Source organism: Thioalkalivibrio thiocyanodenitrificans ARhD 1 (genome assembly GCF_000378965.1).
Taxonomy (GTDB): Bacteria; Pseudomonadota; Gammaproteobacteria; order Ectothiorhodospirales; family Ectothiorhodospiraceae; genus Thioalkalivibrio_A; species Thioalkalivibrio_A thiocyanodenitrificans.
On the sequence record NZ_KB900537.1, the window covers coordinates 100,921 to 123,479 of the forward strand.

The window sequence follows — 22,559 nt, forward strand, 5'->3', positions numbered from 1 at the left end:
CCTCAAGCAAAAGCCTGAGGGGTGCCTTCCAGGGAAGGGAAAAATCTAAAACGGGATGCTCTGTTCCTCGATCGGCACCTGAGGCATTGGCACGGGTCGCCACACCTGCTCGTGATCCGGATACGGATCGGCGTCCTGATTCAGAAGGGTGTTGACCTGATCGCACAATACCTGCGCTGCTTGACGCAAAGTCTCCGGCGCCTCTCGATTATAAGGCCCCCTGTTCTGAGCGATTCGCGCCCCGCCCTGAGCCATCTTCAGCTCCAGCGTGACCCGCTCGCCCGTGTTGCACTGCGTCAGCGAGAAGATGCGACTGCTCCCTTTCTCCACGGCATGCATGTAGCCGCCCACGCAATGGTGCATTCGCACGCCTTCCTCATACAGCCTGGTCCCTGTAACGAGCTCTTCTACGCGAACCCGCTCGGGATCCTCGATCTCCAGCGTGACAGCCCCGAAAAACGGCTCCGCCAGGGTGCGATTCATCTGCTCGAGCTCGCTCTGGATATACCCGTCCAGAACCTCCAGGTAATCCTCAACAGTCATGTCTCCACGCAATCTGGAGCGCAGCACCCTCAACACATCGATATACTGTGGGCCTGAAGGCTGAGAAACGGTCTCCAGGGCTCCGTAGACAATCGGCCCGTATTTCGCCGTCATACGAAGCACGCCATCGATCAGCGTTCGCAGCTTCGGGACAGGCAAATGCGTGAACTGAGTGATCGCCGTGGGATGCTCACGCCCGATCCTGTCGAGCCTGGCAAGGAGTACCTTGTCGGGGCGCTCCAGGATAAACTGCGGCCCCCTGTTCAGAAGAACAGCGTAGACAAGGCTCCCTGGCTTGCTTCCGTGGCATGCCAAGAGCCTGTGATACTGCTCGATCACCGCCTTGGACCACATCCCCAGGTCGAGCCTGTAGCTCTGCAACAGCACCACCGGCTCACTGCCCAGCGCGTCCGTGTTGCGCATCTGCTCAAGCCAATCCTCACGCACAAACGCCTGGTTGATCTCGGATACCCCCCAAAGGGAGTCACCTGCGGGGGACTCGCGGCGCCAAAGGGCATAACGCGGGTCCGCCTTGATCACGCTCGCGACGGGCCGTTCTACAAGCCTGAATACCTTCTGAAGGATCGGGTACTCAAGCGATCGCTCCATGATCTTGCGCGAGAAGAGCTCACGGAATCGCTCCGTCGTCAGTCCCACGCGCTTGTTGAGATACCTCCCGAAGCGCTGCTTGAGGAAATCATCATCTTTCGGGTGAGCGCACAGATCCGAGATCTCGCTGCACGACATCATTGTCTGCGATGACTCATCGAACTCCTGGCGGACCACCTGCCGGTACTTGACCGCCTGAAGCGTAGTCGCGACCAGCTCGAGAGCCCGCCTGTCATTGCCGTAGCAGCCCAGCTGACGCTTCTTGTCAAAGTACCTGACCAAGGTCCGATACGGCGTGGTGGCTCTGGTTATCCTGAGCTCGTAACTGCGCAGGAATTCGAGAAACTCCCCGGTACAGCACACCTCCTTGCGATTAAGGTCGAGCGCCACCTGAACGCAGTTCAGATCAAACCTTTTGATCAGTTCGGGTCCAAACATCTCGCGCTCTTCAGGCCCGTAAGCGTTGACCTCGATGAGATTCAGAATCCCCGCGGTCATCGTTCTTTTGACCATGTAGCTGACCTTCTCCGAGTTGATGACTCCGATCAGATCATACTCCGCATCATTATCCAGACAGGGGACCGGGGTTGGGTCGCGCGCGATGTACATCGAGTCATCGTGACGCCAGCCGTTCTCCAGGTTGCCCGCGGCATGTGGATTCTCCACCCTGAAACCAGGGCCGTGTTCGGTAAGATCCGGGTAGAACACGTCGATATCTTTGATGACCAGCGGCCCTATACCGAGAAGGTGTAGGACTGCGCTCGCCACGGCCTGGCCACTCACAACAAGCGGCCAGTTCTCCACGTCCATGTGCCCCTCAGGGAAGCACAGAGCGCGAAGATTCTCTCCAGAGAGATCCGCGTAGCCTGACAGCACGCGGAAAATCTCGTTATAGCTTGGAAGCTCGATCTCTCGATCCATCTCCATCTCCTGTATGCGTTGACCTCAAGAGGTATAGGGAACGCCTTCTCCGGCGGGATTCGCTAGACATGAAAGGTCCAAAGCCAAACAGAGGTTCAAATGGATATTCAGAAAGAAGACCCCTCCTTGATCGAGACCCTCAAGCCCTACAGGTGGGCGCACCCGAGCTCCTACGGCGGGTTCTCCCCGGATGGGGATTACGTGGTCGCCTCCTACAACCGCGACTCCAAGTTGCTGGAGAGAGCCAACTTCGAGGCATTCAAGAGCGCGCTGGAGAGCGCCGCGAAACCTTTCGGTGACGCGCCGTGCCTTGGTGACATGCACAGGGAATACGTGTACACCTGGCGCGCTCGGCACTGGGGCTGTGGCTGGGTGGAGTACCTTGGCGTACGTTCGGACGCGCCTTACGTGATCCTGAAGACCGCCGGCGACATCCTCGACGCGATGGCCGACTACCCAATCATCGACGATGAGCTTCACTCGTTCCTCGAAAGCGAGGAAGTCGAGAAAGCCTGGGATCAGGCCTCGATGAATGAGAAGATCGATTACTGCCGCAATGCAGAGATCTCGATTTTCGCCGCAAGGGAGGAGATGCCTCGTTCCGAGGTATTTGAACGCATTCGCGAACAGATCTAGCTCACTCAATAAACCCCCACCAATTTGGTGGGGGTTTCGTTTTCAATGACGCAAGTTTCAGATCATCCCTCTCTCCGCAAAGCTGACCTGCGTGCTATCTCCGATGATCACATGATCCAGGACATCCACACCCACCAGCTTCAATGCTCCGGACAGCTTCTGGGTAATAGCCTCGTCCGATCTTGAAGGCTCCGCGACCCCGGATGGGTGATTATGCGCAAAGATCGCGGCGCCTGCGTTCAAGGAGAGTGCCTCCTTGACGACTTCTCGCGGATGGACACTAGCCCCGTCGATGGTTCCTCGAAACATCTCCTGCATTGCGATGATGCGGTTACGCACATCAAGGAAGATGACAAAGAACACCTCATGTTCGAGAGGGGTGAGACGAAGCCTGAGGTACTTGTAGAGATCCTCAGTACCGTGAATCGCATACTCCTTCTCGACGAGCCTGCTCTGAAGAATCTCCAGCGCCTGCTCGATAATCCGGTCTTCCTCGACCCGGTCCTGCTCATCACTCTTGAAAAGCTGACTCACTTGCCCTGGCGCCATCTTGGTTCTCCTGTCTTGGGTTCTCCCTGGTATAGCGACCCACGGGCCGCATACCGAGCACCGGGCTCACGCCCTCCGCGCACGATTCCCTATATCTGAGTGAGCGACAATTCATTCTCAGGAGGGCAAGTAATGCGTGAGTTGATTGTCTTGCAGGGCCCCGCCGGGTGCGGGAAGAGCTATTTCACAGAAACCCAGGGGCTTTCGCCCTACACGCTCAGCTCCGACACGATCCGACTCATCAAGAGCGGCGCTGTTGCGAGTCCCGAGGGTGGGTTTATGATCGACCAGAGTCAGGCGGCTGCGGTCTGGCAGCTGCTCTTTGAGTGTCTCGATGAGCGCATGGGTCGGGGCGAGTTGGTGGTGGTTGACGCCACGCACACCAAATCATCCGAGCTGGAGCGCTACCGGCAGCTGGCCCGCAAGTACCGCTACCGGTGCACGCTGGTTCAGTTCCCGTTCGACCGCGAGACGCTTCGTGAGCGTAACGAGCATACTCGGCCGCCCTACAGGAAGGTGCCGATGACTTCGATCGATCGCATGATCGAGGAGCTCTCGAGATTCAAGGCCCCTTCCGGTATGCGGGTCATCCGCCCTGGAGAGATTCGCGAGGTGCTCAATCGGCCTCCCAGGGATCTTGCCGGCTACAAGCGGGTGATCCATATCGGGGATATCCACGGGGTTTACAGTGCGCTGCTGAGTGCGCTTGACGCAAAGGCGCTCGATCCGGACGTGTTCTACGTGTTCCACGGCGACTATATCGATCGTGGCCCGGAGAACGCCAAGGTGCTGGCGTTTGTCGAGCATTACCTCTATGCGCCCAACGTGGCGTTCCTGCGCGGCAACCACGAGCTTCACCTGTGGCGCTTCGCGGAAGGCATGGAGAGCGTTTCCAACGAGTTCGAGCGCATCACCCGCCCTGAGCTTGAACGCCATGGCTTCGCGCCTGAGCGTGTCGGGGTGATCTTTGATGCCATGCTTGATGGGATGGTCTACCGGACGCAGGCCGAGCAGGGTCGTACGATCTCAGTCCTATGCACCCACGCCGGGCTTTCCTTCATGCCAAGCGCCGAAGAGATGGCGCTGGTGCCGTCCTGGCAGATGATCAAGGGTGTCGGCAACTATGGAGACCCGGTGCATCAGTGGTGGGATCGAAATACCGGCCCTACCGAGTACCAGGTCCATGGCCATCGCAATACGCTCGATCTGCCTCATCAGGCCTCAGAGCGCTGCATCAACCTGGAAGATCAGGTGGAGTTCGGAGGCGGCCTTCGTACCGTGGCGGTATCGGCTCAAGGGTTTTCCTTTGAGACCCATCGGTGCACCGAGGGCCTTGACTCCAGGGAGCGGCGCGGGCGCGGTGCGATTCTCCGGGCGCATTATCCGGAGATCAAGGACGACTGCCTGATTTCTGAGCAGATGACGGAGAAGCTGGAGGCCTCGAGCTACGTTCGGGTCAAGGATTTCGGATCCGTGCGCTCCTACGCCTTCACACCCAAGGCCTTCTATAAGGGGGTCTGGGATGATGTCACCGTCAAGGCCAGGGGGCTTTTCGTGGACCCGAAGACGCGCAGGATCATCTCCCGGGGCTATGACAAATTCTTCAACATCGGGGAGCGGGAAGAAACCCAGATCGACCGCCTTGCAGAGGATCTGGTCTATCCGGTGACGGTCTATCTCAAGGAGAACGGGTTTCTCGGCATCGCCGGGTACCACGAGGAGGAGGGTCGGCTGTTTCTGTCCTCCAAGAGCACTCCTGAGGGAGAGTTCGCCTCCTGGTTCAGGGAGATCCTGGGTGAGACCCTGGGCCCTGTGGCGCTTGAGCGTTTCGGGCGCTATCTCAGGGACGCCGGCGTGACCGCGGTCTTTGAGGTCATCGACCCCGAGCGGGATCCGCACCTGGTGCGCTATGCCTCTCGAAAGGTCGTGCTGCTGGATCTGATCCGGCGCAGCGAGAGCTTTGAAAAGCTGCCTTTTGACGCGGTCAAGGTGATTGCCAAGCGCTTTCGCCTTGAGCACAAGGAGCGTGTCACCGAGATCAAGGATGACCGGGCCCTGGTGGGGTGGTACAAGCAGGCGAGCAGCCGCAAGTATTCCTATCGCGGCCAGGAGGTCGAGGGCTTTGTGCTCGAGGACGCTGCCGGGCGCCACGTGAAGGTCAAGTGCTTTGCTTACGGATGGTGGAAGAAGATGCGCTCTGTCAAGGACAGGCTCATCAAGGCCCGTGAGAAGGGGCTTGAGCTTCCGACCGCCGAGCGTCTCGGTCTCACCGAGAATCATCAGCGCCAGGTGCTCGAGTTCATGCTCGGGTTGCTCGATGAGGGGCGGCTCGATCAGCCCATTCTCGAGATCAAGGCGTTGTTCGAAAAGACATCAACCAAGGCTGTCGCGTAACCGCACAACCTTTCATTGCAACCCAGCCCCTTACCGCGAGGTGAGGGGCTTTTTTATGCAGCACCCCTTCTTCCACGCCCTGCCCTGGGTTCGCGCCCATTCCCTATACCTCCTGAGGACAACACAATACAACGAGGCATGAAAATGACAGGATCAGTCTCTGAAACGCTGCGCAAAGAGGCTCACAGGAAATGGTCTCAGCACTATAAGGAGTATCTGGATCACGTCGAGGAAAGCGGCCGGCATGTGGTCATCAAGCCTTCCCGGAACAAAGGGCTGGCTGAATGGGTGCGAACCCAGCGCCACATGTATCGCAAAGGGCTTCTCGACCCGAGACGAAAGGCCATGCTCGACGCCTCCGGGTTCCTCTGGTACTGCGGAGGAAACGCCTACTGCTGGGGCTACCTGTACGCCCAGCTGTCGATGTACAAGGACCATCACGGCAACGCCAACGTCCCCTACAGCCTGTACCGGGAAAAAGATCCCGATTTCGGCTACCTGGCGATGTGGGTTCACTGTCTTCGGATGCAACACAGGAAGGGCCAGCTCAGCCAATACAAGGCCGGCATGCTGCGCTCGCTCGGCTTTGACTGGGGCCGCCCAGGTGTCACGCCAAAGCCGTGGATAGAGATGTACGAGCTGCTTCGGGATTACCACGAGAAGAACGGTCACCCGAACGTCACGCAAAAGGAAGATCGACGTCTCTACCAGTGGTTGCAGAACCAGCGCACCGCTATGAAGGGAGGGAGCCGGGACCGCAAGCCGTTGACGAAGGAGCAGACCTGGCTTCTGAACGCCATCGATGTCTACCCGACGGTACTCCCCTCCTTCGATGAAGGCATGCGGCGGCTATCGGTGTTTCACGCGATGCACGGTCACGGGATGGTCCCGTCGAGCTACCCGCAGGATCCGCGCCTGGCTATCTTTGCCAAGCAGGCCCAGCGTGCCGCCAAGGCTGGTCGCTTGACGCCTTGGCAGTTGCGTCAGCTTGAGTCCCTGGGGCTTAACCCCTTCGGTCGCCAGTTGCCGCGCCGTGAGCTTGATCGACGCTTGAAGCTGTTCGTAGAGCGCCACGGGCATGCGGATGTTCCAAGGCATTACCCCGAGGATCAGGTGCTGGCCGACTATGTGTACTATGTGCGCCATGAAAGCGCATATCGCACCATGAAGAAGTACACGTGGCTGCTGAAGCGATTGGAGAGCAAGTTCAAGTCTTAAGCTCTACCACCCTCTCGCTACCGTCTTGGCGGCGAGAGGTTTTTTGTGCTCATTGCGGGCATCGCCGACGCCTCTGGACCGGAACCCAGGAAAAACAATCCCCTTCAACCGTCGGGTTGGAGGGGATGGATAAAGGAAAGTGTCGAGTCGGCTCAATGGTGCTGGATGGTTACTTGGCGAGCCGAAGGTGTCGCCTGGGTGTACTCAGCGCCTGAGATCACACCACTCAGGCAGGCGGGCCTCGTAGACCTCTTTGGGTACATCGAACTCGATATGCTGGCAGTGTTTGCAATACAGCCCGGCGCCACCGTGCGCTTGCTTGCACAGATGATTCCAGCCGCGGGTCCAGTTGTTGCCGCGCACAGTATCGCGCGACCCGCAGGCACTGCACCGCTCACCAAAGAGCGTATTCAGGATACGCTCGATCAGAGATTTTTCGCTGCTCTTGCGCTTCATGGTTTTACCTTGGCGCGCCGTAAAGCCTCACCCTTCAGGGCGGGGATATAAGGCGCGGTGTGCGAGGCGCGCCTGAAGGCGCGTGCAGGCCGGCGGTTTCTGTCGCTATACTGCCCGGTATGAAGCGTCTACAGGCTTTCAAGTTCGAGCTACGCCCCGACGGTGAGCAGCGGCGCCAGATGCGCCGCTTCGCCGGCTCCTGCCGATTCGTATTCAACAAGGCCCTGGCGTTGCAAAAAGAACGCTACGAGCGCGGGGAGAAAAAGCTCGGCTACGCAGAGCTATGTAAGGAGCTGATATCCTGGAAGCGGAATACGGAAACCACCTGGCTTGGCGATACCCCCTCTCAGGCTCTCCAGCAAACGCTCAAGGACCTTGAGCGGGCTTATACCAACTTCTTCGCCAAGCGGGCCGCCTTCCCGCGCCGCAAGAAGAAAGGCCTTGCCGATAGCTTTCGCTATCCGCAAGGCTGCAAGCTCGATCAAGGCAACAGCCGGATCTTCCTGCCCAAGCTTGGCTGGCAGCGCTACCGCAACAGCCGAAAGGTGCCCGGTGTGGTGAAAAACGTCACCGTCAGCCTGGCAGGGGGTAAATGGTTTGTGTCGATCCAAACCGAGCGGGAGGTGGAACAGCCGATCCCGAAAGCTATTAGCGCCATCGGTATCGACATGGGGGTCACCCGCTTCGCCACCCTTTCGGACGGAACATCCTACGCGCCGCTGAGTAGCTTCAAGCGGCACCAGGACAGGTTGCGTAACGCGCAACAGTCCTTGAGCCGAAAAGCAAAGTTCAGCAACAACTGGAAGCGGGCAAGGGCCCGCGTCCAGAAGATTCACGCCCGCATCGGCAATGCCCGCCGGGACTACCTGCACAAGACCTCAACCGCGATCAGCAAAAACCACGCGATGGTGTGTATCGAGGACTTGCAGGTGCGGAATATATCCCAATCCGCGGCAGGCACCATCGAGCAACCGGGCAGGTATGTTCAGGCCAAGGCCAGCCTGAACAAGGCCATCCTCGACCAGGGCTGGTTCGAATTCCGTCGTCAATTGGACTACAAGCTGGCGTGGCAAGGCGGGTGGTTGGTGGCCGTGCCACCACAAAATACCAGCCGCACATGCCCGGCCTGTGGCCATGTCTCGGCGGACAACCGCCAGACGCAGGCCAGGTTCGTGTGCGTCGGATGCGGTTTCGAGGAGAACGCCGACATGGTCGGCGCGATCAACATCCTCTCTCGCGGGATGCAAAAGCTGCGAGACGAAGGGCAGGACACGGCGGATGCTTCCGCTGGGTGTGAAAGCACAGCCCGGATCGCCTGTGAAGTGAGCGGTGCAGTAATGCCGCCAGCAGCAGGAACCTACCGAAGCGACTCAGGAGTGGCTCGACGCCTCGCCTGAGCGCCGTAGGAATCCCCGGCCTTCAGGCCGGGGAGGATGTCAATCCTGTGTCTTGATACGGGCCTGCTTCGTATAGACACCAGAGGGGATCAGCGTAGCCCGAATAGAAAACACCCCTGAAACCAGACGGTTAAAGGGGTGTGTGATTGAATGCGTCAAAGATCAACGCATGATGCGTGTGCTACAGACGCTTCGCCTGCAATTGGACAACCGAAACGCCCGTGCCCTCGAACGCCCCGGTGATCGGCGCCGTCCAATGGAGATCGTAGCCTGATATGCTGAACTTTCGAGCCATGCTCGCCGGCAGAATCGCTGCCAGCCGCCCCCCGGGTTTGAGAAGCCCGAGCGCCGCACGAAGGTGGGCTTCCGCCCTGCCCTCCCCAAATGGCGGGTTCATGAGCACTACGTCGACCGGCGCGATATGCTGCGCCTGCTCCAGGAAATCCCCAGGGATCACCTCGTAGCCGCTCGCCTCCAGGATCTTCGCGTGCGTGGGGCTCACCTCGACACAGAGCGTGCGGTCTTTCGGCAAATGCGCCGCGAGACTCCCGTGTCCTGCGCTCGGTTCCAGGCAGCGATCCTCAGGACCGATGTCAATCATGGCCGCAAGCGACTCAGCAAGCTCCTCCGGTGTCGGATAGAACTGGTGGGACTTGTGGTTCGGAATCATGCCGCGGGTCAGCACCTCGCCGATGACATCGTCAACCACATAAGCGAACCTCCAGCAATCGCCTCCCTCACGAGCGCCACCGAGTGCCTCCATAATGGTCGCCACCCTCCTCTTGATGTGCTTGTCAAGAGATTGGTGATCATACGGAGCCCTCCAGTGAAACCCGTCCACGCGACCATCCGCGATCACCTTCAATACGCTGAACGGGATCGGGTCTTCGATGAGCACAAAGGTCTTGTCTTTCGCGATCTTCTCGGGCTTCTTGCGAAACTGCGACGGGATCGCATTAGGGTAGCGGTGCGACAGGATCTGGTTCAGCCGATAGGCCAGGTGCGGGTGCACCTCCAGATGCGCCGTACCTTTCTTGTAGATCCGGATGCGAAATGCGCCGCCGTCCACCCAGTTCCACTGCCCCGGAACCTTGCGGACATGCTCGATCAGCTTCATCGACGAACCCTGGAAGGGGTGATCTCGCCCCATGAACTTTGCGATCACGAACCGGAGATCATGGATCAGGCCGGATTTGCGATGGGTAAACCCGTAGCTGTCAACGACATAGTCGATGATCATGCGCTTGGAGAACCCTTCCGGCTGATTGGTCACATGCTCGCCAGACAGCCCGTAGAAGATACCGTCGACCATCTCGGCCAGGAATTCCGCGCGCTGATTCAGGAGGGTATTGATCGTCGCCCTGACCGTCTCGGAGGTGAACTCCGGGGTCTTTCGCGCCTTGATCTGCTCATACCACTCCGTACGCCTTGCACTGGGCATGAAGTCCATGACATCGGTCAGATTCAAAGCCCGTTGCCAGTACGCGCTGTTCAGCGCACCGATCGCCGGCTCCTTCTGAAAGAGACTCGCGATATTCCGTATCGCATAGCCCTCGATGTCAGCTCCTTCCATGAAGTACGAGACCGCTGAGCGCATCTCGCCAGACGCCATGAATTCCTCGACTCTCTCCAGATTTGCCCTCTCCGCGTCATACTTCGCAACAAGAACATCAAGGGCATCCGTGTCGGCCGGGGCAAAGAACGGCTCATCGTGCTCCGCCAGATCCACTCCCCCGCCACTACCTGCTTCAATAATCCTCATAGCTACTCCTTGGTGTTGGCCTCAGGAGGTATAGCGAAACCGCCGGCGCCGCCTGGCGGCACACAGTCAAGAGAAGACCTGGCGCTATCGAGGAGACCGAACAGAAGGGCCCACGTCAGGCTCAGAGCAGCGCGAGCTCCTCGCGCTCGACCACCATGCTCTTGTGCTCATACTGGCCGTCGAATTCGACCTCGAAAGCAGGGCCTTGCTCTCGATCGCGCACAATCCCGATGATCGTGCCGCTCATCCCTTGCGGATCAGCGTCGTACCAGACCCGGGCACCGACCTTGATATCTGCCGAGCTCTGCCGCCGGGTTTTCTCGATAACCCACTGCCGACACCAGCGCGTGACCTGCTCCTCAAGTGCCGAGATCGAGCGTGGCGGCGATTGCGAAAGGAGTTCGTCCTGGTGCTCAAGCACCGGGATCCCTGGGACGGTCTCAGCAAACCCTCGAAGCCATCTCCTTGCGAGCTCCACGCTTGGCGCCGACAGCTCGACACGGGTATTGAACCGACGAACCACCGCGCGATCCAAGAGCTCCTCGTGATTCGTCGCCCCGATGAGGATCACGTTGTCCGGCAGGCGGTCGATCTCAAGAAGGAGCGTCGAGACCACCCTGCCCACTTCCCCGACATCCCGGCCGCCGCCATCGCGCTCGGTCAGCACTGTTTCGAGCTCATCAATGAAAAGCACCACCGAGTGAGAGGATGCGGCCCGAAAGAGCTTCGCGAGCTTCGCGCCGGTCTCACCCAGCATGCTCGAGATGATCGAGGAGAAATCGGCCACCCAGAACGGCAGGCCCAGTTCCTTGGCAATCGCCGCGGCAAGGGTTGTCTTGCCGTTTCCTGGAGGACCTGACAGCAGGAGCTTGTGGGGGACGGGCAAGCCTGCGGCCTTGATCTGCTCTGCGTATCGGCGCTCATCAAGGAAGCTCTCCACCGCGTCCTTTGCGCCCTCATCGAGCACCACGCCGGACAGATCGATCCGCGCGCTCTGCTCCAAGACGAGAGGCCTCACCTTGGGGTCGAGCTCGACCATCTCAGGGCGCCTGGTTATGCTGTTGAGCTTGTGGGCCAGGGCTCGCTTCAGTGTCGATCCCTGACGCTCGCGCGCGATGATCTGCTGACAGATGCTTGAAACCCTGTCGCGCTCCCCTTTGAGAGCCGCATCCGCAAGCGCCAGTACATGTTCTTTTGTTGCCATTGTATCTCTCCTTAAAGAATCTTTGCGCCCTGCTCCAGCGCCGCCTTGCGAATAACCTCCGCCTTGTCCGCAGGACATTCGATCACCAGGCAGACCTTTTTGATCTGGCGCCGCCACTTGTTGAAGTGCGATTTCAGCGTCTTGATTGGGATCTCCTGCCCTTCCTGATAAACAGCCCCGCCAGAAACCTTCATCGAGGCATCGTTCGGAATATCATCGAGCCGGGCGATCTCGGCCGCATCTGCGCGCTGCCCGTCGATCTCTATGAGGGCATTACGAAAGGTGACCGTGGGCGGCCAAAACTGGTGATCGGAGAGAAACCGCTTCCATTCGGCGCCTGTTGTCAGAATACTCTTCATGAGCGATCTCCGTGAGGGAAAATTGGTGGAGGTGACGGGAGTCGAACCCGTGTCCGAAACACATCTCACTGCGTGGTTCTACGTGCGTAGTCAGCGGTTGAATACATCAGGCACTACGCCCGCCGACGGCGCCTGCCTAACGAACCCCTCTTGTATCAGGCAAAGAACCGAAGGGCTGAAGTGCTTGCCTGTTGCGCGTTTAATCGATACCCGATCACGCCAACGCGCGAGCGTTAATCGGGCAGATCAGGCCGCGAGGGCGCGATCGAAGCTGTCGTCGTTGGCAGCTATAGCTTTTGTGTGTTGACCCTGCCTCTTAACGGCAGGCGGAAGGCACACTCTTCCGGCACGCACCACGGAGTTGATAAGCCTCGTCGAAGCCGAAACACCCCCGGGTATTGTCAAAGTATAGCACCTGTAGGCACCGTTTGTCGAGGACGCGGCGCACCCAAGCCCATCACGCACGCTCGCCTAAGCGGCGCCCGCAATCTGCTTTCTCACCTGGTTGAGCTCAAAGCGTGCATTCGAGAGGTCCGTCTTGAGCGCCCTGATCTTCTCGCCCCTCCTGTCAAGATCCCTGAGGATGCGTTGATTCGCCCCCTCGGCGGCCCGCAGTCTCTGGTTGAGCGCTTCCGGGTCTCCAACGCGAGAGAGCATCTCGGTCATCAGGAACAGCTCACCTTCGACAGACCGCTCGAACTGCATCGCCAGCAGCGCCTTCTCGTACTCACCATAGGCCGCTTTGGCGTTGTGGTAGCGAAGCTGCGCCGCCGGGCCGGCCGCGGCCTTGATCCCGCCTCTGGAGGTCACCAGGAGCAATCCCCAGCCATCCGGGAGGTCGTCAGGGGTAATCACGCCCTGCGGGCACAGGTAGTAGCGCCACCGCCCCAGTCCGACCCTGTCTCCGTTTCGGTGCGGCTTTCGCCGATCCGCCAGGAAATCGCCGCGAGTCACCTTGACTTCGACCACGGTGGATCCGTCCAGCGGGTGACCCCCCTGGTACCTGAAGCCGATGGCATCTGGGATCTCCCCCTCGTGCCCGCTCCTGGCTTCACTGAAGGCAATCCTGCACCCTGGCCCTCCTGCGCTTTGCGGGCGCTTCAACCACCTCGTGGCGAGCTCGCAGAGCTGCGTATGCGTGATGGGCTTCATTCTCGAAATCTCCAGTTCGCGCGCGCCGCGCGCATGTATATCTATCAGCGCCCTACCCCGCAAAGGAGCAAGGCGCCTGCGCCCAGGTGTAGCGAATCGCCCGCCCTGGCTGACATCCGCAGCGCGGCGCCGTGGTCGAGTCTCCTCAAGCGAGAACGCGGTACTCGAACAGCCCGAAGTTGACAGGGTTGGCGCGATGCGCCTCGATGCGCTGATTCAGCGCAAAGCGGCTCTCCTCTTGCGCGAGCACGTGCCAGCCGGCCTGCGCCGCGGATGTCGTCTTCTTACGACAAAGCGCGGCAAAAGGCCGGCGTGGATCCGGGCGAAATGTCTCCGGGGTGAGAGGGCGTCTGGCGCCCGACTGCGATTGATTTCTCGATGGGGATCTCATGACGCCTCCTGTGAAATTTGGGGTGTCCGATCGGAGTTGAACCGACATCTGCCTGGGTCACATCCAGGAGCTCTACCTGTTGAGCTACGAACACCATGGGTTGCACTGCAAGGTTGGGTCTGGTGCGCGCCGAGGGACTCGAACCCTCACGGCCTGCCGGCCACCTGGTTTTGAAGCAGGCGTGTCTACCTGTTCCACCACACGCGCGTGATTGGCTGTCGCCCAGGGACTCGAACCCCGGTTTTCTGGTCCAGAACCAGACGTCCTACCACTAGACGAGGCGACAAGGATAAAGTGGAGCCGAAGGCGAGATTCGAACTCGCGACCGCCCGGTTACCTTGGCGCGCCGTAAAGCCTCACCCTTCAGGGCGGGGATATAAGGCGCGGTGTGCGAGGCGCGCCTGAAGGCGCGTGCAGGCCGGCGGTTTCTGTCGCTATACTGCCCGGTATGAAGCGTCTACAGGCTTTCAAGTTCGAGCTACGCCCCGACGGTGAGCAGCGGCGCCAGATGCGCCGCTTCGCCGGCTCCTGCCGATTCGTATTCAACAAGGCCCTGGCGTTGCAAAAAGAACGCTACGAGCGCGGGGAGAAAAAGCTCGGCTACGCAGAGCTATGTAAGGAGCTGATATCCTGGAAGCGGAATACGGAAACCACCTGGCTTGGCGATACCCCCTCTCAGGCTCTCCAGCAAACGCTCAAGGACCTTGAGCGGGCTTATACCAACTTCTTCGCCAAGCGGGCCGCCTTCCCGCGCCGCAAGAAGAAAGGCCTTGCCGATAGCTTTCGCTATCCGCAAGGCTGCAAGCTCGATCAAGGCAACAGCCGGATCTTCCTGCCCAAGCTTGGCTGGCAGCGCTACCGCAACAGCCGAAAGGTGCCCGGTGTGGTGAAAAACGTCACCGTCAGCCTGGCAGGGGGTAAATGGTTTGTGTCGATCCAAACCGAGCGGGAGGTGGAACAGCCGATCCCGAAAGCTATTAGCGCCATCGGTATCGACATGGGGGTCACCCGCTTCGCCACCCTTTCGGACGGAACATCCTACGCGCCGCTGAGTAGCTTCAAGCGGCACCAGGACAGGTTGCGTAACGCGCAACAGTCCTTGAGCCGAAAAGCAAAGTTCAGCAACAACTGGAAGCGGGCAAGGGCCCGCGTCCAGAAGATTCACGCCCGCATCGGCAATGCCCGCCGGGACTACCTGCACAAGACCTCAACCGCGATCAGCAAAAACCACGCGATGGTGTGTATCGAGGACTTGCAGGTGCGGAATATGTCCCAATCCGCGGCAGGCACCATCGAGCAACCGGGCAGGTATGTTCAGGCCAAGGCCAGCCTGAACAAGGCCATCCTCGACCAGGGCTGGTTCGAATTCCGTCGTCAATTGGACTACAAGCTGGCGTGGCAAGGCGGGTGGTTGGTGGCCGTGCCACCACAAAATACCAGCCGCACATGCCCGGCCTGTGGCCATGTCTCGGCGGACAACCGCCAGACGCAGGCCAGGTTCGTGTGCGTCGGATGCGGTTTCGAGGAGAACGCCGACATGGTCGGCGCGATCAACATCCTCTCTCGCGGGATGCAAAAGCTGCGAGACGAAGGGCAGGACACGGCGGATGCTTCCGCTGGGTGTGAAAGCACAGCCCGGATCGCCTGTGAAGTGAGCGGTGCAGTAATGCCGCCAGCAGCAGGAACCTACCGAAGCGACTCAGGAGTGGCTCGAGGCCAGGATGAGCGCCGTAGGAATCCTCGTCCTTTAGGGCGAGGAGGATGTCAAGAATCGGGAGCTCTGGCCGGCTGAGCTACTTCGGCTTAGAAGAAATGGCGGCGAGGGTGGGATTTGAACCCACGGACCCTAAAGGGCCTCCCGCTTTCGAGGCGGACACGATAAACCAGGCTCCGTCACCTCGCCGCAGAACATTGCTTGCCTACTTCAAAGGCAGGTGTTTTCCAGCATGGCCGATCACGACCATACGATCCTCGGCATCCCAAAGAAAATGCACCCGCAGGGTCCGCTCGATGTTATCGGCCACCCCGATACCGAGGTGCGCGAACATCGCCCTGCTCTTGCCCTTGTAGAAAAAATGGCGCTTTTGAGCCAGCGCCTTGCTCTTGCGGATCGTCTCTGACTCCGTGGCGCGATAAGCCTCGCCAAGCCACTCGCGGGCTTCCGCGTCAGGCCGGCCGCTTCGCAGAGAATCCACGTAATCGGTCACCAGGGTCCTGAGAAGACCGAACATCCGTGCCCCATACTCAAAGCCGGGCACCTGCGCAGCGCTCTCGTAGGCGGAGTCCAGGATCCGGACGCGATCACCCCACAGCCATTCGACAGCCCGCAGCACCTGCTCGGGAGTCGGGCTGCCGGACAGGCATTCGCGCACATCCTGCCATCGCGGGTCGCGCTCCTGGCCCTCCAGGGATTGTTTCAGCCGCGCCTCGCCGGCCTCGACGCGCTGGCGCAGATCGAACGCCTCCGCTTTGGCTTGAGCGGCCTCCTTGAGCGCCTCAGCCTCCCGGTCACGCGCCTTCGCCAGCTCGACCTCCAGCTGACGCTTGCCCAACGAGACCTCTTCGAGCGCTTTCTCCAGTTCCCGCGCCTGATGCTCCTGGGGGTCAGCCTGCACCGACGGCTCCGCTGAGCCTCTGTCAAAAACCTCCCCTTTGCGCCATTCAGAGACCCCTGCGTAGCACGCGCAGACCTCCTCCAGCGCATCACTGATCGACAGCTTCGCCGCCTCCAGCTTCGCTGTTGCCTTGGAGAGATCGGCGGCATGAAGCACCGGATCCTTGCTGTAGCGCGTAACGTCTTGCGCCGCGTCGTGGATCGCCTGCTCTGCCTCCGGGAACTGGTGCAAGAGAACCGGGATCGTGCTGGTGATCCGCTCGAACACGTCTCGATGCAATGTGGCGTAATCCCAGAGCGTTTCGCAGGCGTGATACCAGCCGACATACTCCTTGCAAATCTGATCCGTACGGAATTTTCCGGTGGGGATTCCATACTTCTCGGCCGTCTCGTTGAGCCGATCGAGCGTCTTTTGCAGAGGGCCACCCAGGCTGATCTCCTCAAGCACAGCCTCTGGCAGTGCGGTTCGAAGAGCGGCGTGCGGGCCGATGATGTCGTCCATTCGCGCCGCCGCCTCAAGACTTGCGAATCGCGGCATCTGGCGAAAGACGGCGTTCTTTAGATCGTCCCACCAGCAGACAAGGTCGTTGACCTTCTCCATGGCTTCACTGAGCGCCCCGCCCTTAACCTCCATGCCAGAGGAGCCTTCGACGAGGTTGTCCCTCTCGTCTTTCATGATCTCGGCGAAGCCGAAACGGAACTCCTCGGAACTATCCAGGTAATGGCGGATGACCCCCTGCCAGCCGCATAATGTCGCCAGGGCCACCAGCGCCAGCAGGAATACTTCGAACTTCTCCAGCCGATGCAGCCCGGGGATGCGATCTTCACCAACGAGACGCTCAATCTCCACCGCCAGCATTAGCCAGCGCGCGCCTTCACGGGAAAGGGGCTCCTGTGCCGCTTCTCTTTCAAGCCACTGCGCCGCCCACGGGACTTCGCGAGCGAATACTTCCTCGTCGAACTGCTTTGGCGCCGAAAGACTGTACTGCTTGATGAACCGCTCTAAAGCCCCCCGCTCTACTGAAGGAACCGACCCGGTCTCGCTGAGATTGAATATCAATCTACGGTTGGTTGGTTCTGCCAGAAGCTCTCCGATCAATTCCTCGGATGACGGCTTCCCCTGGCCCTTCTGCGCGAAGCGCTTCTTGGTCTTGCTCAGAAGCTCGGCGATCTCGGGGGTCTTTTCATAGGTCTGCATGACTTTCTTGAGAGAGCCGCCCAGATGGCGCGGCAGCACCCCTTGCGAAGAGATTCTCGAGCGAGATGCTGCGTACAGATAGGCGATGCCTGGAAGGATGTCATCGGCCGCGTGGCTTTCTATGGGAGAAGTATTCATTGCAAGTCCTCTGCGATGGGTCACCGCTTTATAGTTTACGTCGAGAGCGCCGCGCGCTCTATCCAGGCGAGGGGCATCAAAACGGCAGGCATTGCTCGTGCTTCCCATACCGCTTACCGCAGTCCCGGCACTTCTCAGGCATCCACCTGCGCCAGAACCAGTACCCGACCCATTCCTTGAATCGATTGTGCCGCGTGTCTCCCGCCAGGTCTTGGTACGAGAGAAGCTGATCGCAGTGCGCGCAGTGCAGGTGCTCCGGGGGAGCCGGATCCTCCGGGTGGCCTTCGCAGCCGAACCACCAACATTTCAAGCCCATATCAACCTCCGCAGACAAGAATCAGACCAGTCCCTTCAGCATCACTCACCGGCGATCGCCACCTGAATCTGACGACGCAGATCGTTGAGCGCCGCGCGGTCATCGGGGTGCATTTCCGATAAAGGGCGATCGAGGATGTTGCTGATCTCGCACTCGGCACGCTTGAGCGTCCCAAGGCGATATCGCTCCGGGGTCATGCCCCTCTTGTTGCACTCCGCGACGAGCACGGCCTTGGTGGCGCTGGTTTCTCCTGGCGACGTGATGTGCATGCGATTCTCCGTTGTTGATGTAGTATCGGCCGCGGGGGACCGCCGGACTCTCTGCGTCAACCCTTTATACTCAGGCCGGCTCGTTTTATGTATGGCGAAGGGCGTGGGATTCGAACCCACGAAACCACAATATGTGTGGTTTTCCCGCTTAGCAGGCGGGTGCTTTAAGCCGCTCAGCCAGCCCTTCGAACAGGATAGAGGCAGGCTCGCGCCCCGGAACATTTCCGGGTTGTTCATAGTATAGCGCGAGTATTACCCATTACTCAAGATCAATAATATGCGGCGAGAGTGGGATTCGAACCCACGGGCGCTCTTTCTAAGATCGCCTCCCGCGTTCAAGGCGGGCACGATAAACCAGACTCCGTCATCTCGCCATAACTTGCCAGAGCATAGGGCTTTGAGCCCTCGACCTCGTGCTCACAAGGCCGTCGCACACGCTTGCGCCGCCATGCTTGGAGCTCTCTATCGGCCGGCCCTGCTCCTGGGTTCGGCCAATATTGGTGGCAGCGGAGAGACTCGAACTCTCACGGAATAATCCACTGGATCCTAAATCCAGCGCGTCTACCGGTTTCGCCACGCTGCCGTGTTTGGTGGTGACGGCGCGGATCGAACGCGCATGCTCGGCCTTATGAATGCCGCGGTATTGCCTCTTCACCCACGTCACCGAATACAGGGAAGTTGGTGCACCTGACGGGAATCGAACCCGTGTCGAGAGGTTGAGAACCTCCAATCCTGACCGCTAGACGACAGGTGCTGATGGTATATGTCGCTCAAGCCCTTGAGCTGAGCAGACGGAATATGGCGGGCCTGATGGGTTTCGATCCCACTACCTCCTGCGTGACAGGCAGGCGCTCTCCCGATTGAGCTACAGACCCGGGTTGAAGTCTTCCTTGACGATCGCCTCGTGCCGGCGTTCCTGGATGGTCTTTTTTCGCCACCTTCTGCGCGGATTGCCGCACATGAAGCACGAACAGGGGCATGGCGTGTCGACCACCATACTGAGGTGTTTGCGCTCGCCGCTGAGGTCCCTTCCCCAGAAGCGGCGCCTGGCGTTTTTGAGCCGTTCGACATGGTGCCTGCGTATCGATCGGCTTTGATCCTTCACCTGATCATTCATGCACTCCTCCGTAGTTGGTTGATGGTGGTACCCCCGGTGGGACTCGAACCCACACCATGCGCTAATCGGGCGCCATTGCCGGGACATAAATCCGGAGTTCTACCAATTAAACTACGGGGGTAAATTGGTGCACCTGGCGGGATTCGAACCCGCGTAACGAGCTTGAAAGGCTCGTCTCCTGACCGCTAGATGACAGGTGCGTGGGGGCGGAGGGCTCGAACCAGGGCACGCAACCCAAGGTAGTAGTGTATGCAACGAAGAGAAAGCGCGCCCTTCCAGGGGAGAAATATGGTAGCTCATTGTTTTGAAAGCAAAATGTGAGCCGTGTTGGATTCGAACCAACGACCAACGGATTAAAAGTCCGATGCTCTACCAACTGAGCTAACGGCCCATAGCAAACCTAATTTTACCGCGACTTCATGCGCGCACACGTACGACTACAGATAAGAACCTCGCCGCCCGGGTAAAAACCGGGTGCTCTTCCATCTGAGCTACACCCCCTTTGGGACATCTTCTCCCCGGCGCAAACGCGAGGACCGCTTGCGCAAGAGGAATGAATTGGAGCTGGCGACAGGAGTCGAACCTGCGACCCGCTGATTACAAATCAGCCGCTCTACCAACTGAGCTACACCAGCGTGGATCACCCGCCAGGACTCGAACCTGGATCTCAAGGGCCAAAGCCTTGGGTCCTACCATTAGACGACAGGTGAGCTGAAAAGAAGATCGAAGGAAACTTCCAGCCTCCGGACGAGAGACTGTCCCGCTTGTCCAAGGCGACGGATCTGAACAACCCGCTTCCCTTCGAAAACTGGAAATTGGTCCGGGTAGAGAGATTCGAACTCCCGACATCCTGCTCCCAAAGCAGGCGCGCTACCAGACTGCGCTATACCCGGGTACTGACTTTAACTGGTGGACCGTGTAGGGCTCGAACCTACGACCATCGGATTAAGAGTCCGGAGCTCTACCAACTGAGCTAACGACCCATGAAAACCTGCTGCGTGAAGATTGGTAGGGACGGAGAATTTCGAAATCTCGACATCCGCTTTGTGAGAGCGGCGCTCTGCCTCTGAGCTACGTCCCTCTTTGATTGGCACCCCCGGCAGGGCTCGAACCTGCAACCTTCGAGTTAGGAACACGACGCTCTATCCAGTTGCGCTACAGGGGTGTGGTCGATCGCAAGCGCGCCTCGATGCCGCAAGAGAAGCAGCGCTGCCCTGTGCGCCTCGAGGCCAGGCCAATTGGCGCCCCCGGAGGGACTCGAACCCCCAACTATCGATTTAGAAGACCGATGCTCTATCCGGTTGAACTACAGGGGCGGATCAGGGTTTCTCGGAAGGGGTCGATACAGCCGCCATGCGTTCGAGATAACGCTCTTCGAGCTCCGGCCGGTAGAAGCCATGACCGCTGACCTCTTCGTAGATCTGACGCATCAGGCTCAACGCGGCGTCCAGGCGCCTCTGGTGTTCGCCCTCGCCATAGAGCTGATCGTAGTACCCCGGGCAACCAAGGCCGTGGTCATAGCGAAGCGCCATGCTCATGAGAAGGCCCTTAAGGGGCTCTTCTGAGAGCGCCACGCACGGCTGCGTACCGCCACATTCAAACCATTGAGCCCAAGTCAGATCGGCAATGGTTTGCGCATCCTCCACGGGAGGGTGATCGAAGATCTCGTGGTTGCCTGTCATGCAGGCCTGATCAAAGTTCCGTGCCGCCCAGGCGGCCAGGAAAGAAGCGATAAATTGCGCTTTGAAGGTCTGCTCGTCCATCGATTGGCGCCTCGACAAAGGAAAGTGGGGTGGGCAGTTATCAACCGCACCCCCTTCCTCCCGTGGGTGCGACGGCTGCGGGGAGCGCCGGAATTAGGTGGGCGCGACATTACCGGTGGCTTTACCTTCCGTAACCCGCGGCGAGCGTTGTTGATGAGCGCTGACTGTGACACAACGCCCATCAGGAATTTGGCTGGCACGGTAGGGGTCGAACCTACGACCACTCGAGTAACAGTCGAGCGCTCTACCAACTGAGCTACGCGCCAAAAAACAAGGACAGGGACAGTATGTTTCGCCCTGTCTGGCTTGACCCGGTAAAGTTTGATAGCAGAACCGGTACATACACAGCGCGATTAAACGCCTTCAAGCCCTTCGCTTGGCACTCTCTCTTTGGGGTCAGAGGCGACAACCCTCCAAGACGCAGGCTTCTAGGCGGCTCACGGCGGGATTGGCCAATCCCCCATAACCACCTGTCGACGCCGGACATGGACTGTCATGCCAAACATCGACCCCTTTCGGGACGCGCCCAGCTTTCGCCGCAGCACGTTAAGCGCATTACCTGCACCAAGGACGCTTTATTCAGCCATCGGACATTGACTTTTCAGAGTCATGTCATAACCGTGAGTGTTGATTGCGCTTCCAGGAAAAGCATTAAAACCTGGTCGGGATTGACAGAAAAACGGTTGGCGCCGCCCTCTTGCCGATCCCCTGGTACTGCACCGCCTTGAGCCGCCAAGCACACTAGCGATGCGCTGCGTTCTGGGAAGTAACTCGGGAAAACACCCTAAAACCTTCCTCGCAGCCCCTCTATCCCTAACGGGCCGGTATCCGCGCACACAGACACCGGTTTCATTGGCGGAGGTCTCGCCAAATACTGTTCACTTACCCAATCCAAAACCCTCCGGGATAGCAACCACCGAGGGGCGCCATAGTATAGGAACCGCCTCGCCGGAAATTCCTCCCGGGGCCCGCACTCCAAGCCGTGCGACCCTGAGAACCAGTCAGAGCCTGGTTCGAAAAATGGTGGGCAGGGAGGGATTCGAACCCCCAAAGTCGGAGACGCCAGATTTACAGTCTGGTGCAGCTCGCCGTCGCTGCCGCCTACCCAGTGCGGCGCCAGGGAGCACGGCCTGGCACCACCCTCCTATCCTGGCCAGGAGAAGCCACCACTCGCCGTACCGAGGGATAGGGTGCGCGCTGATCCCCTCGACACCATTCGAGGTTGAGATGCGCGCCCTGGTATGCCGGGTCTCCATTTAAGATCAGCCCTTGCCCGAGGCGCTTGCCTCGGGCAGTTGCATTCAGCGGGCCCGATACTCCACCGAACTAAGCGGCCAGTGGCGGCGCTCGGAACCTGCACGCCGCGGAGTCACAATCCCTGAACACCTAGCGGACCGCCCGTCCGCTCATCCCGCGCCCGCGAGACTTAAGCGTAGCTACTTCAGTGCCAGGGTTGTTGTGATGGTGCGGGCAGTGAGGTTCGAACTCACGACCTCCTCGTTGGCAACGAGGCGCTCTACCAGCTGAGCCATGCCCGCGGACATGTGTATAGC

General features: G+C 59.5%; 17 protein-coding genes, 23 tRNA genes and 1 other RNA gene. 5 read left to right on the top strand and 36 right to left on the bottom strand.

Annotation, left to right across the window (positions count from 1 at the left end; translation table 11 throughout):
* Positions 1-45: 45 nt before the first annotated feature.
* Positions 46-2,073 carry a PcfJ domain-containing protein gene (locus THITHI_RS0116765; RefSeq protein WP_026186448.1) on the bottom strand — a complete coding sequence of 676 codons (2,028 nt, stop codon included), beginning with the start codon at positions 2,071-2,073 and terminating at the stop codon, positions 46-48.
* A gap of 99 nt (positions 2,074-2,172) precedes the next feature.
* Between THITHI_RS0116765 and THITHI_RS0116770 the strand changes: the two genes are divergently transcribed.
* On the top strand, positions 2,173-2,709 hold the full coding sequence (locus tag THITHI_RS0116770) for a hypothetical protein (protein WP_018234242.1): 537 nt from the start codon (positions 2,173-2,175) through the stop codon (positions 2,707-2,709).
* 57 nt (positions 2,710-2,766) lie between these two features.
* Here the strand turns inward: THITHI_RS0116770 and radC are convergent, their stop codons facing one another.
* Positions 2,767-3,258, bottom strand: a complete 492-nt coding sequence (gene radC / locus THITHI_RS0116775) for a RadC family protein (RefSeq protein WP_018234243.1) — start codon at positions 3,256-3,258, stop codon at positions 2,767-2,769.
* A 132-nt stretch (positions 3,259-3,390) separates the two neighbouring features.
* On the opposite strand from radC, the gene THITHI_RS0116780 reads away from it, so the two are divergent.
* Together THITHI_RS0116780 and THITHI_RS0116785 are read left to right on the top strand one after the other, a co-directional pair.
* Positions 3,391-5,652 carry an RNA ligase gene (locus tag THITHI_RS0116780; protein WP_018234244.1) on the top strand — a complete coding sequence of 754 codons (2,262 nt, stop codon included), beginning with the start codon at positions 3,391-3,393 and terminating at the stop codon, positions 5,650-5,652.
* Between the two features lie 144 nt (positions 5,653-5,796).
* On the top strand, positions 5,797-6,870 hold the full coding sequence (locus THITHI_RS0116785) for a helicase associated domain-containing protein (protein WP_198005658.1): 1,074 nt from the start codon (positions 5,797-5,799) through the stop codon (positions 6,868-6,870).
* A gap of 204 nt (positions 6,871-7,074) precedes the next feature.
* On the opposite strand, the gene THITHI_RS0116790 is transcribed toward THITHI_RS0116785, so the two are convergent.
* Positions 7,075-7,326, bottom strand: coding sequence for a hypothetical protein (locus THITHI_RS0116790; RefSeq protein ID WP_018234246.1), 252 nt, complete (start codon positions 7,324-7,326; stop codon positions 7,075-7,077).
* Between the two features lie 119 nt (positions 7,327-7,445).
* On the opposite strand from THITHI_RS0116790, the gene THITHI_RS0116795 reads away from it, so the two are divergent.
* Positions 7,446-8,723 (top strand): RNA-guided endonuclease InsQ/TnpB family protein, encoded by a 1,278-nt coding sequence (locus THITHI_RS0116795; protein WP_018234247.1) that lies wholly within the window; start codon positions 7,446-7,448, stop codon positions 8,721-8,723.
* A 181-nt stretch (positions 8,724-8,904) separates the two neighbouring features.
* On the opposite strand, the gene THITHI_RS0116800 is transcribed toward THITHI_RS0116795, so the two are convergent.
* The 9 genes from THITHI_RS0116800 to THITHI_RS0116830 form a co-directional block, all read right to left on the bottom strand.
* Entirely contained in the window at positions 8,905-10,485 is a 1,581-nt protein-coding gene (locus THITHI_RS0116800) for a DUF4942 domain-containing protein (RefSeq protein ID WP_018234248.1), read from the bottom strand.
* Between the two features lie 121 nt (positions 10,486-10,606).
* Positions 10,607-11,689 (bottom strand): AAA family ATPase, encoded by a 1,083-nt coding sequence (locus THITHI_RS19380; protein ID WP_018234249.1) that lies wholly within the window; start codon positions 11,687-11,689, stop codon positions 10,607-10,609.
* 11 nt (positions 11,690-11,700) lie between these two features.
* Positions 11,701-12,048, bottom strand: coding sequence for a hypothetical protein (locus THITHI_RS0116810; RefSeq protein ID WP_018234250.1), 348 nt, complete (start codon positions 12,046-12,048; stop codon positions 11,701-11,703).
* A gap of 23 nt (positions 12,049-12,071) precedes the next feature.
* Positions 12,072-12,441, bottom strand: a transfer-messenger RNA (tmRNA) gene (gene ssrA, locus THITHI_RS20375).
* Between the two features lie 78 nt (positions 12,442-12,519).
* Positions 12,520-13,200 carry a hypothetical protein gene (locus tag THITHI_RS19385; protein ID WP_018234251.1) on the bottom strand — a complete coding sequence of 227 codons (681 nt, stop codon included), beginning with the start codon at positions 13,198-13,200 and terminating at the stop codon, positions 12,520-12,522.
* A 145-nt stretch (positions 13,201-13,345) separates the two neighbouring features.
* Positions 13,346-13,591, bottom strand: coding sequence for a hypothetical protein (locus THITHI_RS20685; RefSeq protein WP_156820682.1), 246 nt, complete (start codon positions 13,589-13,591; stop codon positions 13,346-13,348).
* Between the two features lie 18 nt (positions 13,592-13,609).
* A tRNA-His gene (locus THITHI_RS0116820) sits at positions 13,610-13,685 on the bottom strand.
* A gap of 26 nt (positions 13,686-13,711) precedes the next feature.
* Positions 13,712-13,798, bottom strand: a tRNA-Leu gene (locus THITHI_RS0116825).
* A gap of 5 nt (positions 13,799-13,803) precedes the next feature.
* Positions 13,804-13,877 (bottom strand) — tRNA-Gln (locus tag THITHI_RS0116830).
* Positions 13,878-14,039: 162 nt separating this feature from the next.
* On the opposite strand from THITHI_RS0116830, the gene THITHI_RS19390 reads away from it, so the two are divergent.
* Positions 14,040-15,383: an RNA-guided endonuclease InsQ/TnpB family protein gene (locus THITHI_RS19390; protein ID WP_018234252.1), complete on the top strand. Its 1,344-nt coding sequence runs from the start codon at positions 14,040-14,042 to the stop codon at positions 15,381-15,383.
* A gap of 21 nt (positions 15,384-15,404) precedes the next feature.
* Here the strand turns inward: THITHI_RS19390 and THITHI_RS0116840 are convergent.
* The 24 genes from THITHI_RS0116840 to THITHI_RS0116960 all read right to left on the bottom strand — a co-directional run bounded on the left by THITHI_RS0116840 (position 15,405) and on the right by THITHI_RS0116960 (position 22,544).
* Positions 15,405-15,494: transfer RNA gene (locus THITHI_RS0116840), tRNA-Ser, on the bottom strand.
* A 16-nt stretch (positions 15,495-15,510) separates the two neighbouring features.
* Positions 15,511-17,541 carry a hypothetical protein gene (locus THITHI_RS0116845; protein ID WP_018234253.1) on the bottom strand — a complete coding sequence of 677 codons (2,031 nt, stop codon included), beginning with the start codon at positions 17,539-17,541 and terminating at the stop codon, positions 15,511-15,513.
* A 357-nt stretch (positions 17,542-17,898) separates the two neighbouring features.
* Positions 17,899-18,126, bottom strand: coding sequence for a hypothetical protein (locus tag THITHI_RS0116855; protein ID WP_018234255.1), 228 nt, complete (start codon positions 18,124-18,126; stop codon positions 17,899-17,901).
* Positions 18,127-18,218: 92 nt separating this feature from the next.
* Positions 18,219-18,313 (bottom strand) — tRNA-Ser (locus THITHI_RS0116860).
* A gap of 93 nt (positions 18,314-18,406) precedes the next feature.
* A tRNA-Ser gene (locus tag THITHI_RS0116865) sits at positions 18,407-18,500 on the bottom strand.
* A gap of 124 nt (positions 18,501-18,624) precedes the next feature.
* Positions 18,625-18,709 (bottom strand) — tRNA-Leu (locus THITHI_RS0116870).
* A 5-nt stretch (positions 18,710-18,714) separates the two neighbouring features.
* Positions 18,715-18,791: transfer RNA gene (locus tag THITHI_RS0116875), tRNA-Met, on the bottom strand.
* A gap of 14 nt (positions 18,792-18,805) precedes the next feature.
* A tRNA-Glu gene (locus tag THITHI_RS0116880) sits at positions 18,806-18,880 on the bottom strand.
* A 45-nt stretch (positions 18,881-18,925) separates the two neighbouring features.
* Positions 18,926-19,001 (bottom strand) — tRNA-Asp (locus THITHI_RS0116885).
* Positions 18,992-19,243 (bottom strand): hypothetical protein, encoded by a 252-nt coding sequence (locus THITHI_RS20380; RefSeq protein WP_026186450.1) that lies wholly within the window; start codon positions 19,241-19,243, stop codon positions 18,992-18,994. The genes THITHI_RS0116885 and THITHI_RS20380 overlap by 10 nt, the downstream gene beginning before the upstream one ends.
* A 25-nt stretch (positions 19,244-19,268) precedes the next feature.
* Positions 19,269-19,364, bottom strand: a tRNA-Ile gene (locus THITHI_RS0116895).
* Between the two features lie 4 nt (positions 19,365-19,368).
* Positions 19,369-19,443 (bottom strand) — tRNA-Glu (locus THITHI_RS0116900).
* A gap of 118 nt (positions 19,444-19,561) precedes the next feature.
* Positions 19,562-19,634: transfer RNA gene (locus THITHI_RS0116905), tRNA-Lys, on the bottom strand.
* Between the two features lie 168 nt (positions 19,635-19,802).
* Positions 19,803-19,878, bottom strand: a tRNA-Thr gene (locus THITHI_RS0116910).
* Position 19,879: 1 nt separating this feature from the next.
* Positions 19,880-19,953, bottom strand: a tRNA-Gln gene (locus tag THITHI_RS0116915).
* Between the two features lie 106 nt (positions 19,954-20,059).
* Positions 20,060-20,136, bottom strand: a tRNA-Pro gene (locus THITHI_RS0116920).
* A gap of 14 nt (positions 20,137-20,150) precedes the next feature.
* Positions 20,151-20,226, bottom strand: a tRNA-Lys gene (locus THITHI_RS0116925).
* Between the two features lie 23 nt (positions 20,227-20,249).
* Positions 20,250-20,324, bottom strand: a tRNA-Val gene (locus THITHI_RS0116930).
* Positions 20,325-20,331: 7 nt separating this feature from the next.
* Positions 20,332-20,408 (bottom strand) — tRNA-Arg (locus THITHI_RS0116935).
* Between the two features lie 74 nt (positions 20,409-20,482).
* A tRNA-Arg gene (locus THITHI_RS0116940) sits at positions 20,483-20,559 on the bottom strand.
* A gap of 3 nt (positions 20,560-20,562) precedes the next feature.
* Positions 20,563-21,006 (bottom strand): hypothetical protein, encoded by a 444-nt coding sequence (locus tag THITHI_RS0116945; RefSeq protein WP_018234256.1) that lies wholly within the window; start codon positions 21,004-21,006, stop codon positions 20,563-20,565.
* A 190-nt stretch (positions 21,007-21,196) separates the two neighbouring features.
* Positions 21,197-21,272, bottom strand: a tRNA-Asn gene (locus tag THITHI_RS0116950).
* A gap of 755 nt (positions 21,273-22,027) precedes the next feature.
* Positions 22,028-22,113 (bottom strand) — tRNA-Tyr (locus THITHI_RS0116955).
* Between the two features lie 355 nt (positions 22,114-22,468).
* Positions 22,469-22,544: transfer RNA gene (locus THITHI_RS0116960), tRNA-Gly, on the bottom strand.
* Positions 22,545-22,559 lie beyond the last annotated feature (15 nt).

Excerpts from the sequence above, each read along its gene's own strand:
- THITHI_RS20380 (WP_026186450.1), bottom strand. The coding sequence starts at position 19,243 with ATGAATGATCAGGTGAAGGATCAAAGCCGATCGATACGCAGGCACCAT.
- THITHI_RS0116945 (WP_018234256.1), bottom strand. The coding sequence starts at position 21,006 with ATGGACGAGCAGACCTTCAAAGCGCAATTTATCGCTTCTTTCCTGGCC.
- THITHI_RS0116800 (WP_018234248.1), bottom strand. The coding sequence starts at position 10,485 with ATGAGGATTATTGAAGCAGGTAGTGGCGGGGGAGTGGATCTGGCGGAG.
- THITHI_RS0116770 (WP_018234242.1), top strand. The coding sequence starts at position 2,173 with ATGGATATTCAGAAAGAAGACCCCTCCTTGATCGAGACCCTCAAGCCC.
- THITHI_RS0116810 (WP_018234250.1), bottom strand. The coding sequence starts at position 12,048 with ATGAAGAGTATTCTGACAACAGGCGCCGAATGGAAGCGGTTTCTCTCC.
- THITHI_RS19390 (WP_018234252.1), top strand. The coding sequence starts at position 14,040 with ATGAAGCGTCTACAGGCTTTCAAGTTCGAGCTACGCCCCGACGGTGAG.
- THITHI_RS0116845 (WP_018234253.1), bottom strand. The coding sequence starts at position 17,541 with ATGAATACTTCTCCCATAGAAAGCCACGCGGCCGATGACATCCTTCCA.
- THITHI_RS0116855 (WP_018234255.1), bottom strand. The coding sequence starts at position 18,126 with ATGCACATCACGTCGCCAGGAGAAACCAGCGCCACCAAGGCCGTGCTC.
- THITHI_RS19385 (WP_018234251.1), bottom strand. The coding sequence starts at position 13,200 with ATGAAGCCCATCACGCATACGCAGCTCTGCGAGCTCGCCACGAGGTGG.
- THITHI_RS0116795 (WP_018234247.1), top strand. The coding sequence starts at position 7,446 with ATGAAGCGTCTACAGGCTTTCAAGTTCGAGCTACGCCCCGACGGTGAG.
- THITHI_RS0116765 (WP_026186448.1), bottom strand. The coding sequence starts at position 2,073 with ATGGATCGAGAGATCGAGCTTCCAAGCTATAACGAGATTTTCCGCGTG.
- THITHI_RS20685 (WP_156820682.1), bottom strand. The coding sequence starts at position 13,591 with ATGAGATCCCCATCGAGAAATCAATCGCAGTCGGGCGCCAGACGCCCT.
- THITHI_RS19380 (WP_018234249.1), bottom strand. The coding sequence starts at position 11,689 with ATGGCAACAAAAGAACATGTACTGGCGCTTGCGGATGCGGCTCTCAAA.
- THITHI_RS0116785 (WP_198005658.1), top strand. The coding sequence starts at position 5,797 with ATGACAGGATCAGTCTCTGAAACGCTGCGCAAAGAGGCTCACAGGAAA.
- THITHI_RS0116790 (WP_018234246.1), bottom strand. The coding sequence starts at position 7,326 with ATGAAGCGCAAGAGCAGCGAAAAATCTCTGATCGAGCGTATCCTGAAT.
- radC (WP_018234243.1), bottom strand. The coding sequence starts at position 3,258 with ATGGCGCCAGGGCAAGTGAGTCAGCTTTTCAAGAGTGATGAGCAGGAC.
- THITHI_RS0116780 (WP_018234244.1), top strand. The coding sequence starts at position 3,391 with ATGCGTGAGTTGATTGTCTTGCAGGGCCCCGCCGGGTGCGGGAAGAGC.